This window comes from Corynebacterium sp. HMSC072A02, assembly GCF_001810085.1.
Classification (GTDB): Bacteria; Actinomycetota; Actinomycetes; order Mycobacteriales; family Mycobacteriaceae; genus Corynebacterium; species Corynebacterium hesseae.
In genome coordinates, this window is the sequence record NZ_KV799832.1 from 13906 (window position 1) to 27447 (window position 13542).

General features: G+C 63.6%; 13 protein-coding genes. 5 read left to right on the plus strand and 8 right to left on the minus strand.

The features are described from left to right. Positions 1-39: 39 nt before the first annotated feature. Positions 40-912, plus strand: coding sequence for a LysR family transcriptional regulator (locus HMPREF2698_RS03750; protein WP_070562188.1), 873 nt, complete (start codon positions 40-42; stop codon positions 910-912). Here the strand turns inward: HMPREF2698_RS03750 and HMPREF2698_RS03755 are convergent. The 4 genes from HMPREF2698_RS03755 to HMPREF2698_RS03770 all read right to left on the minus strand — a co-directional run bounded on the left by HMPREF2698_RS03755 (position 909) and on the right by HMPREF2698_RS03770 (position 4648). Then, complete coding sequence (locus HMPREF2698_RS03755; protein WP_070562191.1) at positions 909-1883, minus strand: ArsA family ATPase; 975 nt, start codon at positions 1881-1883, stop codon at positions 909-911. The genes HMPREF2698_RS03750 and HMPREF2698_RS03755 overlap by 4 nt on opposite strands. Next, on the minus strand, positions 1874-2131 hold the full coding sequence (locus tag HMPREF2698_RS03760) for a cory-CC-star protein (RefSeq protein ID WP_046647629.1): 258 nt from the start codon (positions 2129-2131) through the stop codon (positions 1874-1876). Before HMPREF2698_RS03760 ends, HMPREF2698_RS03755 begins: the two co-directional genes overlap by 10 nt. After that, positions 2121-3827, minus strand: coding sequence for a carbon starvation CstA family protein (locus HMPREF2698_RS03765; protein WP_070562194.1), 1707 nt, complete (start codon positions 3825-3827; stop codon positions 2121-2123). The genes HMPREF2698_RS03760 and HMPREF2698_RS03765 overlap by 11 nt, the downstream gene beginning before the upstream one ends. Positions 3828-4045: 218 nt before the next feature. Then, positions 4046-4648 (minus strand): superoxide dismutase, encoded by a 603-nt coding sequence (locus HMPREF2698_RS03770; RefSeq protein WP_070523894.1) that lies wholly within the window; start codon positions 4646-4648, stop codon positions 4046-4048. A 165-nt stretch (positions 4649-4813) separates the two neighbouring features. Between HMPREF2698_RS03770 and msrA the strand changes: the two genes are divergently transcribed. Next, positions 4814-5464 carry a peptide-methionine (S)-S-oxide reductase MsrA gene (gene msrA / locus HMPREF2698_RS03775; protein ID WP_070562197.1) on the plus strand — a complete coding sequence of 217 codons (651 nt, stop codon included), beginning with the start codon at positions 4814-4816 and terminating at the stop codon, positions 5462-5464. Positions 5465-5480: 16 nt separating this feature from the next. On the opposite strand, the gene HMPREF2698_RS03780 is transcribed toward msrA, so the two are convergent. Beyond that, positions 5481-7322, minus strand: coding sequence for an alpha/beta-hydrolase family protein (locus HMPREF2698_RS03780; RefSeq protein WP_070562199.1), 1842 nt, complete (start codon positions 7320-7322; stop codon positions 5481-5483). Between the two features lie 140 nt (positions 7323-7462). Between HMPREF2698_RS03780 and HMPREF2698_RS03785 the strand changes: the two genes are divergently transcribed. The 3 genes from HMPREF2698_RS03785 to HMPREF2698_RS03795 are packed head-to-tail and all read left to right on the plus strand — an operon-like array spanning position 7463 to position 10065. Beyond that, positions 7463-8410 carry an L-lactate dehydrogenase gene (locus HMPREF2698_RS03785; protein ID WP_070523884.1) on the plus strand — a complete coding sequence of 316 codons (948 nt, stop codon included), beginning with the start codon at positions 7463-7465 and terminating at the stop codon, positions 8408-8410. Next, positions 8410-9114 carry a glycerophosphodiester phosphodiesterase family protein gene (locus tag HMPREF2698_RS03790; RefSeq protein WP_070523881.1) on the plus strand — a complete coding sequence of 235 codons (705 nt, stop codon included), beginning with the start codon at positions 8410-8412 and terminating at the stop codon, positions 9112-9114. The genes HMPREF2698_RS03785 and HMPREF2698_RS03790 overlap by 1 nt, the downstream gene beginning before the upstream one ends. A gap of 21 nt (positions 9115-9135) precedes the next feature. Then, the gene (locus HMPREF2698_RS03795) at positions 9136-10065 is read left to right on the plus strand and encodes a DUF5926 family protein (protein WP_070531791.1); all 930 of its coding nucleotides are present in this window, start codon (positions 9136-9138) and stop codon (positions 10063-10065) included. A gap of 108 nt (positions 10066-10173) precedes the next feature. Here HMPREF2698_RS03795 and HMPREF2698_RS03800 read toward each other — a convergent pair whose 3' ends face one another. The 3 genes from HMPREF2698_RS03800 to HMPREF2698_RS03810 all read right to left on the minus strand — a co-directional run bounded on the left by HMPREF2698_RS03800 (position 10174) and on the right by HMPREF2698_RS03810 (position 13510). Further along, positions 10174-11463 (minus strand): LCP family protein, encoded by a 1290-nt coding sequence (locus tag HMPREF2698_RS03800; RefSeq protein WP_070562419.1) that lies wholly within the window; start codon positions 11461-11463, stop codon positions 10174-10176. Positions 11464-11669: 206 nt separating this feature from the next. Continuing rightward, positions 11670-12368, minus strand: a complete 699-nt coding sequence (locus HMPREF2698_RS03805; RefSeq protein WP_070562202.1) for a CPBP family intramembrane glutamic endopeptidase — start codon at positions 12366-12368, stop codon at positions 11670-11672. After that, complete coding sequence (locus HMPREF2698_RS03810) at positions 12365-13510, minus strand: amidase (protein WP_070562205.1); 1146 nt, start codon at positions 13508-13510, stop codon at positions 12365-12367. The genes HMPREF2698_RS03805 and HMPREF2698_RS03810 overlap by 4 nt, the downstream gene beginning before the upstream one ends. Positions 13511-13542: the final 32 nt, after the last annotated feature.

The following is a 13542-nucleotide window of genomic DNA, read 5'->3' on the forward strand; positions in this document are numbered from 1 at the left end:
TAAAATGTCCGAAAGTTACTTAAAGCATGCGAGGTGTGCATGAACCTGGAGGATGTGCGCGGCGTGGTCGCCGTGGCGGACCATGGACTCGTCGGCGCGGCTGCCGACGCCCTCGGGCTCTCCCAATCCGCGCTGACCCGCCGCGTGCAGCGCATCGAGGCGGAGGTGGGGGCCAGCCTCTTCGAGCGCAGCGGCCGGCGCCTGCGGCTGAATGCCCGCGGCCAGGCATTCGTGGAACACGCTCGGCGGATGTTGATGTCCGAAGCTGCCGCGCGCGATGCCGTGTCCCGCCTCATGGATCCGGAGCGCGGCACCGTGCGCCTCGACTTCATGCATTCCTTGGGCACGTGGATGGTCCCGGAGCTGCTCAAGGCCTACCGCGCCCAGCATCCCCACGTGGATATCCGTCTGCACCAGGGTGCGGCCCGCGAGCTCGTGGAGAGGGTAGCCGCCGGCGAATCCGACTTGGCGCTGGTCGGCCCCCGCCCTACGGCCCCCGGACCGCTAGGGTGGCACCAGCTCAAACTGCAACGCCTCGGTCTAGCGGTTCCGGAAGGTCATTGGGCCGCAGGGCGAGACGGGGTGCGCATGGAAGACTTCCGCGATGAACCCTTCATCGGCATGCTGCCGGGCTATGGAACGCGCATGTTGCTCGACTCCCTAGCGAGCGAGGCCGGCTTCACCCCGCGCCTCGTCTTCGAATCCATGGAGCTCACCACCGTGGCGGGCCTCGTGGCCGCCGGGCTGGGATCGGCTCTGTTGCCACTCGATGACCCCTACCTCAAAGCCCGCAACCCCGTGCCCCTGCAGCCCGCGGCTTACCGCGAGCTGGGCTTGGTGTGGCGCGAAGGCGATGATGCTCCGCCGGTCGAGCACTTTAAGGACTTCGTCGTGGCACGCAGCGCCGACTAGATATCGAAGGGAAGCTCAGCGGCCAGAGCTGCGAGCGCCTCTGGGGTGGAGACCTCGTGGGGCAGCCAGGGGATGGTGTGCACCGGTTGGCCCGGCAGCTTCTCCGCGAGCAGCGCGAGGGCCGCATCCTCCGAGGCGCGGCGCTGCTGAAGAAACTCTTCCGTGCTTTCCGGAGTGCGGCGGTTGACCAGCAGCCCACCGCAGTGCACGCCATGGGAGCTCAGGTCCGTGAAGAACTCGGCGGTTTCCAACACCGGGGTGCGATCCGCGGTGAGGACGAGGAAGAAGGCGGTCGTGGTTTCGTCGGAAAGCACGGAGCGCAAACGCTCGAAGCGGCGGCGGCGCTTGAGCAGCGTGGAACGGATCTCCTGATTACGGCGGTCCACCGGATCCTGCGAGCTGGCGGATACCGCCTTCTCCGCCGAGGTCATGCCGCGCACCACCGCGCCAAACCTATCCGACTTTTCGCGCCGGGCCAGAAGCCCATCGGTATACGCCGCCATGATTTCCGGCAGCGCCATGAGCCGCGAGGTGTGACCGGAAGGAGCGGTATCGACGATGATGTGCTCAAACTCCCCGCTGTCCTGCTGCTCTTCGATGAGTTCCGCTATGCGCTCCAGCATCGCCGCCTCGTGCGTGCCAGGCGAGTGCCGCGCGAGGTCCAGGTGCCGGTCGACCTCGCGGTGCAGACGCTCCGGCATGAAGCGGCGCATCTGCTTGCCGACGCCCCTCAGGTGCTCCTCCGTCGCCCGCGCCGGGTCGATCTCGATGACGTTTAAGTTGGGGCGGACGTTCGTTGGGACGTCGCCAAGCGCGGTGTCAAAGATGTGCCCCAGGTTGTGCGCTGGGTCCGTGGATACCAACAGCACGCGCTTGCCTTGTTGAGCCAGACGCAGCGCGGTGGCGGTGGCCAGCGTGGTTTTACCCACCCCGCCCTTGCCGCCGAAGAACATGATGGGGGCTAACAACATGAGATTCCATTCAAGGGTGAGCGCTCCATGCCCATGCGCGTGTGCCAGGCGTGGAAATCTTCATACATCAGCGGCAGTAACTCCAAGGTGTAATAGCTGGCGGGATTCGGCAGGCCGAGAGCCTCCGAGAGGATAAGCAGCATGAAGAGATCATCTTCCTCCTGCTGTGCCTTGGCAAAGGAACGCCGATAGGGCGCGGAATAGAACTCGTCGAGACCGCGCCCGAAGGCTTTGAGTTTATCGAGCATTGACCGGCAAGGGAGGTTCGATGTCTTCGTCCTTCCACACCACCTGCGGGGCCTTGCGCGCGCGGGAGATGGCGGCGATGGACTCGGCGATAACCCAGATAGCGGCGACGATGATGACGGCATCGATGACGAGGAGGAGCCAGTTTCCGGCCTGGAACAGCGTCTTGAGCTGCAGCACCGCAGCCCACAGGGACATGACGGTGACGAAGACCAGTGGGAGCAGCACCGGCCAGGTCGGGCGGCGCAGCTGGGTGAGGATGACCACGATGATGGACAGCGTGAGGCCGGCCATGAGCTGGTTGGTGGTGCCGAAGAGCGGCCAGATGAGCATGCCGCCGGAGCCGTCGACACCGGTGGAGAAGGTCAGGCCCAATGCGCAGCCGACGGCGATGATGGTGGCCACCAGACCGCTGAGGTTGATGCCCATGAGTTCGGCTGCCTCGGAGACCACCATGCGCTGCAGACGCACGCCGGAGTCCATCGTCGTTGCTGCAAAGAGAACAGCCATGGTGGCCAGGATGGTGGCGGAGAGTGAGGTGGGGATGCCCAAACCTTCGTTCATGAGGGCGCCGCCGCCCTGGACGAAGGCGTCGACGCCGCCGGCATTCCATTCGTTGTAGACGGCCTCCCAATCGGCGGCTGTCTTGAAGCCGGCCGTGGTGGCCACGATGGTGCCGAGTGCGAGGAGGCCTTCGCCGACAGCGCCGAAGTAGCCGACGAAGCGGGCATCAGTTTCCTTATCCAGCTGCTTGGAAGACGTGCCCGAGCTGACCACACCGTGGAAGCCGGAGACAGCGCCGCAGGCGATGGTGACGAAGAGCAGTGGGAAGATTCCAGGCGTGTTGTCCGGGACGTGATCCGAGACGGTGGGCGCAACGATTTCTGGGCGGGTGACGAGGAAGGAACCGTAGAGGATAATGAGGCCCACGAAGAGCTGCAGGCCATTGATGTAGTCACGCGGCTGCAACAGGACCCACACCGGAAGCAGGGAGGCGATAAAGGCGTAGACGAAGAGCAGGATGATCCACACGCCGCGGTCCGGGATGCCCAGGACGGTTTCCGGCAGGGCCAGCGGGACGCGGTCACCGATGATCATCAGCGCGTACAAAGCGGCGACGCCCACGATGGAGACGATGGTCAGGTTCCAGCGAAAACGGTAGATAGCCTGGCCGATGAGCAAAGCGACGAGGATGGCGCCCCACGTGGGGATGACGGCGGTTGGTGTGGAAATCAGCAGGTTGGAGATGACCACGGCGAAGGCCGCGTTGACCATGAGCAGCAGCAGGAAGATGACGACGAGGAAGAGCGCGCGCCCGCGGGCGCCGATATAGCGCCCAGAGAGCGTGCCGATGGACTGTCCGCGGTGGCGCTGGGAAGCCCACAGCGCGCCCAAGTCATGCATGCCGGCGAAGAAGACCGTGCCCAGCGTGACCCAGAGGAAGGCTGGCAGCCAGCCCCAGATCACGGCGACGGCGGGGCCGATGATGGGTGCTGCGCCCGCAACCGAGGTGAAGTGGTGCCCCCACAGCACGTACTTGTTGGTGGGGACGTAGTCGACGCCATCCTCCATGGTGTGGGCCGGCGTGGAAAAGCTATCGGAGAGCTGATACACCTTCGAGGCAAGAAAGCGCGAGTACAGCAGGTAGCCCGCCAGCATCATGGCGAGTCCGATAAAGGCGAGAAGAAGTGAGTTCACAAAACCACCTGAAGAGAGTCAGTTGAGATGTCGCATCCATATGTGCGAGTGGTGTGAATTATGCCATAGCAGTTTTGTGAAAAGGGGGTTTAATTTCTAAATCCCTATAGGGAAGGGCGGAAGGGGAGTGGTCCATAAAACGCGAAACCGCGCTAGGCCCCAACGAAGAGGTCCCAGCGCGGGTTGAAGCTACGTGGCCTTAAAGGAGGCCGTCGTGCTTACTTGGTAGCAGCAGCGTAACGCTCGGCAACGTCGTCCCAGTTGAAGACGTTCCATACGGCCTTAACGTAGTCAGCCTTCACGTTCTTGTACTGGAGGTAGAAGGCGTGCTCCCACATATCCAGCATCAGCAGCGGGGTGAAGTTCACAGAGATGTTGCCCTGCTGATCGGTGAGCTGCTCAATAACCAGGCGACCAGCAACGTGGTCATAGCCCAGAACTGCCCAGCCGGAGCCCTGCAGGCCGGTAGCAACGGCGGAGAAGTGAGCCTTGAACTTCTCGAAAGAACCGAAGTCACGGTTAATAGCCTCAGCCAGCTCGCCGGTGGGCTCGCCGCCGCCGTTCGGGGAGAGGTTCTTCCAGAAGATGGAGTGGTTGGTGTGGCCACCCAGGTTGAAGGCCAGGTTCTTGGACAGAGCGCGGATGGCGTCAGCATTAGCCTCGCCGTTGCGCTGCTCCTCCAGAGCCTCGAGCGCAGCGTTAGCGCCAGCAACGTAGCCAGCGTGGTGCTTGGAGTGGTGCAGCTCCATGATCTCAGCGGAGATGTGCGGCTCCAGGGCATCGTATGCGTAGTCGAGTTCCGGAAGTTCGTAAACAGCCATTTGTTTCATCCTTTCTTTGGGGTACGAGGCCCCATGGTAGGGGCCGGATGAGAATTTGGCCACAATAATTTTTCTATGGGAGCCGCCGTGAACAAAAACCTGGATTGCGGGCAGTGCGGCGGAGTATAAGAGGGAGGACAACGCTAAGTGTAAGGAGAACCCAGCATGTTTCTTTTCAAGCCAGAACCCACGCTGGTGGCAGCTAAGGACGCTCTTCCCGGGCGCGCGGAGCCTGTTCTTGAGAACCCGCAGCCCCACGCGGTCCTGGGCACTCCGATTACCGGACCGTGGAAAGAGGGGCAGAAATCCCTCATCATCGCCATCGGTTGTTTCTGGGGTGCCGAGAAGATGTTCTGGGAGACCGAAGGCGTGGAGGCAACCTCCGTGGGCTATGCGGGCGGCACCACGCCAAACCCGACCTATTACGAGGTCTGCCGCGGGCTGACCAACCACGCGGAGGCTGTGCAGATTACCTATGACCCGCAGCGCGTGAGCCTGCGCGACCTTGTGGTCAAGGCCTTGGAGGCTCACGACCCCACCCAGGGCTTCCGTCAGGGCAACGACGTGGGCACGCAATACCGCTCGGCCTTCTACCCAGAGATCGAGGAGGAACGCGCGGAGATTCAGAAGCTCGTGGATTCCTATGCGGGCAAGCTTGCCGACGCCGGCTTTGGCACCACCACCACCGAAGTCACCCTCCTCAGCGAGACAGACTCAGGCCAGTATTACTTGGCCGAGGACGAACACCAGCAGTACTTGCACAAGGTGCCCAATGGCTACTGCCCGCACCACAGCACCGGTGTGAAGTGCGGCTAGCGCGGTGTGCGCGCGGCTAGAGCTGCTTGCGCACGTGCGTCCGAAAGTCGGAAGGTTTGTTGAGCTGGTCGCGCTCCACGAAGGCCCGCATGCGCTCGGCGAGCTCCGGGGTGAGCTGGGTTCGTGTTTGGGATCCGAGGACAGAATCCCAGTACCAGAAGGTTTCCTCAAAGTAGTTGTGGCCGTGGCCGCCCGGCACGTTGAGGGAGTTGATCTGGTCCAGGGCCACCTGCCAGAAAGTGATGAACGGGTGCCAGTGCAGATTTTTAAAGGTATCCGCGTACAAGGTCTGCGGGGTGGGTTCGTGAATCCAGTTGGGACGGGCGTAGATGAGTTTGCTGTCCCACCACACGATGGCGTCGGAGGCGTGCTGGCCCACCGCCACGCGCGGGCGTTCCCAGGGGCCGTAAGGTTCGCCGAAGGCATCGTGCTCCATGTGGGCGGGAACGGCGGCGAAGCGGAGGTGCCGGCCGCCGTCGATAAGCGGCAGGCGTTCCAGGGAACCGCGTTCACGGTGCAGGCGCCGCATGAAGCTGGTCATCCGCGGAGGTCCGGTGAAGACCGCACCATCGCAGGCGGCGAGGAGTTCCTCGAGCGTCTCAAAGTTCTCCACGATGGCATAGCAGCCTAGGGACTCGCCGCTGAAATACAACTTGGGGCGGTTGTCCTCGGGGAGGAGCTCGAGGCGGTCATGGACGGCCGCGATGAGTTCGCGCGCAAAGATGCGGGAGAGGTTCTTGTCCACCAAGTAGGAAAACATGGAAGGCAAGTAGTCGAATTGCAGGGCCACGGTGGCGCAATTGCCCCGCGTGAGGAATTCGTAGCCGCTGACCGCATAGTTATTGATCCACCCTGAGCCGGAGGGCATTTGCAGCACGATCGTGTCGCGGTGGAACGCACCCGTGCGGTCCATCTCCGCCACTGCGTGGCGTGCGGCGGCGTGCGGGCCGCGACCGCGAATGAGTCCGATATAGATGCGAATTGGCTCGTGGGCGCGCTCGAAGTGCATGACCTCCTTGATGTCCTGGGCGCGCGGGCCGCGGTCAAGAAACGCTCTGCCCTGTGAGCCGACGGCCGTCCAGGGCTCATGGGACCAGGGGCTGCCTGAACGCTCGGGCTCCCACGGCATGGCGGAGCCCGGGTATACCAGCTTGTTGAGCGCCAGGCCTTGGACGGAGGCCTTGCGGAGCAAGCGACGCCACACCATCCGGTCGCTGACCAGGGCTGTGGCGAAGCCGACCGCGCCGCCGGCTAGCGGCCAGGCAATCCACCTGGGCAGCCAGCGCTGGACCTGGAGGGAAAGCTGGGTGACGGTGAGCTGGGCTGCTTCCCCCACAACGAGCAAGGCGCCGTAGCCTGCCGTGCCCACGGCCATGCCCAGTGCTGCGGACTGCGGTCCGCGGTCATTGAGCTTTCCCACGAGCCGGGCTTGCTCCGTCTGATTGCGCAGGGAGCGTATGCCTGCGATGAGCGTGCCAACCCCCAGTGCGTAGTAGGAATAGCGCCGAGTGGTGGGGCCGACGCGGTCCTGGGGGCGGCGGCCAGCGTGGTGCAGCGCGCGCTTGGCAGCGAAGGCCGCGGTGGTCGCGGCGAGGTGTCCAGCGCCTTGGCCGATGGCCACGTTGGCGGCGGTGACCCACCACGGGCGGGGCAAAAGGGAAGGGGAGACGGCTGCCCACGTTGCGACTTCGGCGCCGAAGAGCCCGGGCCACATGTTTTGTGGCAGGCGCCGCCGGCCAGTCATGCGCATGCCGGGCGTGAGATCGCTGATGATCTCCAGGGAAAAGATTGCAGCCTGAAGGCCCGTGCGGGCGGTTCTGAGTGCGATGCGGCGCGCAAGTTGACGCATGCTGGCCATTGAACCAGCTTTAGGTTCGACGTGCAGCGCAGCCTCCATAGATGTCCGATCAGACATAAAAATGTGAGATCGGACTACTGGGTCTGTGAATTCGGGCGCATAACGAGCAAAATTCGGACATTGGGGGCACAATAGGAGGCATGGGAAATCATGTTGGAAACAAAGTAGTACTCATCGGCGCGGGCGACGTTGGAGTTGCTTACGCCTACGCTCTGGTCAACCAGGGAACTGTTGACCACCTGGCCATCATCGACATCGACGAAAAGAAGCTCGAGGGCAACGTCATGGACCTCAACCATGGTGTTGTCTGGGCCCCGTCCCGCACCCGCGTGACCAAGGGCACCTACGAAGACTGCAAGGACGCCTCCATGGTCGTCATCTGCGCCGGCGCCGCTCAGAAGCCCGGCGAGACCCGCCTGCAGCTCGTGGACAAGAACGTCAAGATCATGAACTCCATCGTGGGTGACGTCATGAAGAACGGCTTCGACGGCATCTTCCTGGTCGCCTCCAACCCGGTGGACCTGCTGACCTACGCGGTGTGGAAGGCTTCCGGCTTCCCGCACGAGCGCGTCATCGGCTCCGGCACCGTCCTGGACTCGGCCCGCTACCGCTACATGCTCTCTGAGATGGATGACGTGGCGCCGACCTCCGTCCACGCCTACATCATCGGCGAGCACGGTGACTCCGAGCTGCCGGTCGTCTCCTCCGCCAACATCGCTGGTGTCTCCCTGTCCCACCGTTCTGAGAAGGACCCGGGCTACAACGAGCGCATCGAGAAGATCTTCGAGGACACCCGCGACGCCGCCTACCACATCATCGACGCCAAGGGCTCCACCTCCTACGGCATCGGCATGGCCCTGGCCCGCATCACCCGCGCGGTCATTCAGAACCAGGCTGTCGCACTTCCTGTCTCCGCTTACCTGCAGGGTGAGTACGGCCACGAGGATGTCTTCATCGGCACCCCGGCCATCGTTGACCGCTCCGGCGTCAACCGTGTTATCGAGCTGGCCCTCGATGACCACGAGAAGGAGCGCTTCGAGAACTCCTTCAACACTCTCAACACCATCAAGGAAGAAATCTTCGGCTAGTGAAGATTGTCGCCCACAGGGGATACTCCGGGAAATATCCGGAGCTATCCCCTCTTGCCTTTGAAAAAGCGCTCGAGCTTCCCATTCACGGCATCGAGTGCGATATCCGTCTGAGCAGCGACGGCAAGGTGGTGGTTCACCATGATCCCACCCTGGACCGCACCACGAATGGCTCAGGCCGAGTGTCTCGCATGACATGGGAGGAGCTGCGCCGCCTCAAGATCGGTGGTGGCCAGCGCATGCTGCTTCTCGACGAGCTCCTCGAGATGCTCGGCGATAAGAAGCATCACCTCTACATCGAGACCAAGCATCCCTCGGGGCAGGGCGACATCCTCGAAGAACAGATGGTGCTGCGGTTGCGCTACGCAGGGCTTGTCGACGACCCCCGGATCCACATGATTTCCTTTTCCCACCGGGCCATCCGTCGAATGGCAGCGCTCGCCCCGCATATCGACCGCATATATTTGCGCCGCGATTGGGAGCGCCATTTCAACCGCCCGGACATCCTGTTATCGCAGCCCACGGGCCTAGGCATGTCGCTGCTGCGCGGCAAGCTCCAACCAGGTGCCATCGGCGCGCATGGTCTGCCCACGTATATGTGGACCATCGATAAACCCGAGGATATGAAGTGGGCGTGGGCCAATGGGGTGGATATTCTCGCCACGAACCAGCCGGAAGTGGCCCTGCATGCCATTGAGCTGTAATGAACAGGTAAGTTGTTCAGTATGGCCAAGAAGAAAAAGAAGAACGAACAGCTGCCGGAGGGCATGTCCCGCCGCCAAGCTAAGCTCGCTGCCCGCGCCGCCGAGCGCGCTGCCCTGGAAAAGGACCCCCGCCCCTTCGGTGGGCTCGCCGCTGAGGCTAGCCTCGTCGCCCTGCAGGAATTCGTTCCTTCCGCAACGGCGAAGCTGTCTGTGAAAGGCTTTGACAAGGACGTTTACGTCGCCACCGTGCTGCCCGGTGCTACCGCGGCACTCATCCGTGATGAGGAGTCCGGCGGCGAGGCCTTCGTGGGACTGCAGGTGCAGTCCCACACGCACAATCCGGGCCGCGACCTGGCTTTCGCCCTGAACTGGGTGAAGAACAACGCGCCGGGTTCCACTCTCGAGTCCACCGCTGCTGATGGCTCCCAGCCGGAGCTCAAGGAGCTGCTTGAGGAGGACGCCGAGCTGGAGATCAACGTCTACCAGGACTTCGCGTGGTGGATGCCGGAGGGCGCGCAGGTCCCGCCGCAGATGGCGCAGGCTCTGCAGCGTGCCAACGATTCCGTCATCGAGTCCTACCAGGTAGGCCAGGAGGCCGAGGGCTTTGTGGGCACCGCCTTCTGGGCTAACGCCGGTGGCGGCAAGGCGCACATCCGCTGGGTCCGCCCCTGCGATGACGAGAATGCTTTCCTTAACGCCCTCGCGCGCATCGCGGCTCGCGGTGAGCTCAACCTGGGAGAGAACACCAAATTTGCCGGTGTCTTCCGTACCCACGGCCTCATCGCTCCGGTCTTCGACCTCGACCCAGAGGTTGCGCACGATTCCTACGAGGCAGAGTTGTCTCGCGTGAACAAGGCGCTGGAGGAGGAGATCTCCAACGACGCCAACCTCGATGCCGATGAGCGCAAGCAGCTGCAGAACATCAAGTCCCGCCAGGTGACGCTGCGCTAGTTGCCCCGGCGCCTCCGCCCCCCGAGGCGCGGGTACGAAACGATCAAATAAGGCTCCGAAACCATGTGGTTTTGGAGCCTTATTTGATCGAAACGACTGGCCGAAGCCTTAGCGCATGGAGTCCCAGAGCGCTTGGGCCTCGGCGTCATCCCAGAGGACGACGTTGCCCACGACCGTGTCCTCGAAGCCGCCGATGGGAACCGTCTTTGTTTCCACGCCGGAGGCCATGGATAGCGTCACGCGGGCAAGGTGCCAGACGTGGTCCTTCTCGTTGACGATGAAGGAGTCGGCAGTGTGGTTAACCAGTGAAATTGCCTTGAAGGGGTTGCCGATGGTGGAGAAAGACGTTGCCTTATCCAGCAGTGCGGCGAAGAATTCGCGCTGGCGCTCCACGCGGTCCAAGTCACCCATCGCGGTGGCGCGGGTGCGCACGTAGCCGAGGGCATCTGGCCCGCGGAGCTTCTGGCAGCCTGCTTGGAGGTCGATGCCCGCGAGCGGATCGTTGATGGGCTCCTTAACGCAGATATCCACGCCGTCCACGGAATCCACGACGTTGGCCAAGCCGCCCATGCCGATCTCCGCATAGTGGTCGATGTGGAGGCCGGTGGCTTGCTCCACGGTTTGGGTCAGCAGCTGTGGGCCGCCATACGTAAAGGCCGCGTTGACCTTGTCCATGCCAAAGCCGGGAACGTCGACATAGCTATCGCGCGGAATGGAGACCAACTGGGCCTTTCCGGATGCGGGAATGTGCAGCAGCATGATGGTATCGGTGCGGCCGACGCCCACATCGCCACCGGTGCCTAGCTCCGCCTGCTGCTCTTCAGTGAGCCCCTGGCGCGAGTCCGAACCTACGAGCAGCCAGTTTGTACCAGAGGTCTGCGCCACCTGCTCGGTGGGTAGGGCATCGATGCGCGTTAAACGCGAATCCGTCCACAGGGTAAAGGCCACCATGAAGACGAGGGCGATGACAACGAGCCAGCCCAGGCAACCGAAAGCCTGCTTAGCTGGGTTTACTTTCTTGCGGCGGCTGTGCGGGCGACCTTCGGCACGCCTGCGGGTGGGGGCTTGCGGAGCGTAGCTACGCGGTGGGGCATCCGGGGTGTACCAATTGGTGCGGGCAGCAGGCTGTTGCGAAGGCGCGCTCCGGCGGGGCGCTGGGCGCGCAGGGGAGCGCTGGGCCATGTAGGCGTCGACGTCGAAGCGGGTCTCCTCCGGCCGGGAGCGCCGCGCGCTGGGGCGCTGAGCGCGGGAGGATGAATGCGCAGGATTAGCTTGCTGCGCGGATGGACGGCGGCGCACCGGGCGGCCGTAGCGATCACGCAAGGGCTGTCCGTCGGCACCAAGGACGAACTCGCCAGCGTCATCACCGGCCGCGTGTGAGCCGCGCGGGCTGGCCATGTTCCGGGGGCGGGAAGAGCCTGCAGAGCTAGCGGAGCCCGCGCGGCGAGGTGTGCCGTGGGGCTCGCCGGCACGGCGGGCTTCGCGCTCTGGATCGCGTCCTTGGTAGGTCATGGGGAACACTGTACCGCGAAACAACTTCTGCCCCACCTATCACACAGGGGACGGTAGCTGTCTTTTCGCTGTGGCTTGCCGATAGCTCTTGCTTAAGCGCCGAAGATAAGGGCATAGCCAACGAAAGCGATGGCGTCGATCAGAAAGTGCGCGATGACCAACGGCCACACCTTGCCCGTGCGGTGGAAGTACCAGCCATAGACCACACCCATAACGATATTGCCAAAGCCCGCGGATACTCCCTGGTAGAGGTGATAAGAACCCCGCAGAATGGAGGAAGCCGCCAGCGTTGCGGGCAGGGCCCACCCAGACTGCTTAAGCCTGGTCATGAGCCAATACACCACCACCAGCTCCTCCGCCCAGGCATTAGCAAAGGACTTGATGAGCAGCACGGGGATCTCAATCCACGTATCGAAGGCCCCTGGGACGACCTCCTTGGTCCAACCGAAGTGCAACGCTACGTAATACAGCACCAACCCCGGAAGGCCAATGACTGCCGCTAGCGCTGCGCCGTGCAGGCCGTCCCGCCATTGTGGGCGGGGCGGCAGGGCCAGCAGATACAGGGCAAGCGCTCCCCACGCGAAAAGAACCGCGGCGCTACACAGCTGGAAGGCGAGGTCGAGCAGAGTCGTCGTCGACTGCGAAGCGTTGATGGTGACCGATTGCTCATTGAGCGGCGCCGGGTTGAGCAGGGAATCGGTCAGGCGCAGCGCGGCGCGCACGCCCGAGATACCAAAGGTGATGGTGAGGACGATGAGTATTTCCGCCCGCAGGCGTGAGCGCGCGCTCATGGGTGAAGCACCTGGGCGAGGCCGAGGAGGGAGGACTCGTCAAGCGTGATTGACCCTAAGTGCACGCCCACCGGCGGGTGATCGCGCACCGGCCACGGCACACAGATGGCGGGCAGCTGCGCCACGTTGAACAGCGAGCCCCACGGAGACCACCGCGTTTGCTCTTCGAAGTTGGCCTGGTGATCCAGCGCCAGGAAATGCCCGCGCCGCGGCGGATCGAAAGCCAGCATGGGGCTTAAGATGGCGTCTACTTCCCACTCTTGGGCCAGCATCTCCGGCAGCTGGGCGGCATGGGCGCGGGCCGCGGAAAATTCGGAATCCGTGACTCGGCGGCCCTTCGCGCGAATCCACTCCGCGTAGCCCTCCGCAAAGTCGAGGCCCGCCAATCTCCGGGTGAAGATGTGCTGGAAGGCCTCAAAGGTGCGGGCAGCTTGAGGGTAGGCAGAGATGGCGACGGTTTCGAAGCCGGCGCCTTCAAAGGAGGCGGTGGCCTCCGCGACCGCACGCAGCATGTGCGGGGCCACCTCGGTTTTAGCGAAGAGGGGATCCGTCAGCACGCCGATGCGGGCGCGCCGGGCACGCGGGCGAAGGCCGTGCAGCGTTGCGGTATCGGCGATGCTGCGCGTGATGAACCCCTGCACCGAGAGGTCCTCGCCGCCGGGCTTAAAACCGACGACGCCGCAGGCAGCGGCCGGAACGCGGATGGAACCGCCGCCATCGGAAGCATGCGCGGCGCGCAGCAATCCACGCGCCACCTGGACCGCCGCCCCGCCGGAGGAACCGCCTGGCGTATGGCCGGGGTAGAGAGGATTATCCGGGTGGGGCAGGCCGACAGGTTCGGTGTCGACGCGCAGGCCCAGCTCGGGCGCGGCGGACTTGCCGACGACTCGTGCGCCGGCGTCGATAAGCTCCTGCACGAAAGGATCAGTCTCCTCCGCCACGTAGGCGCGCTCGGCATGGCCGAGCGTGGTGGGCATGCCGGCGACGTCGTTGAGATCCTTGACCGAGAGAATCCACCCGCTCAAGCGCCCGTGTGCCTGTGGGCGGCGCTCGAGATCGAGGTACGTGAAGCCGTGCTCGGCAGGGCTCAGGCCCGCTAGATCCTCGCGCAGCTTGTCCAGTGTGAACTCGGTTCTCTCCATGGCGGCTCAGTCTAGTAGTTGAGTGGGATAAA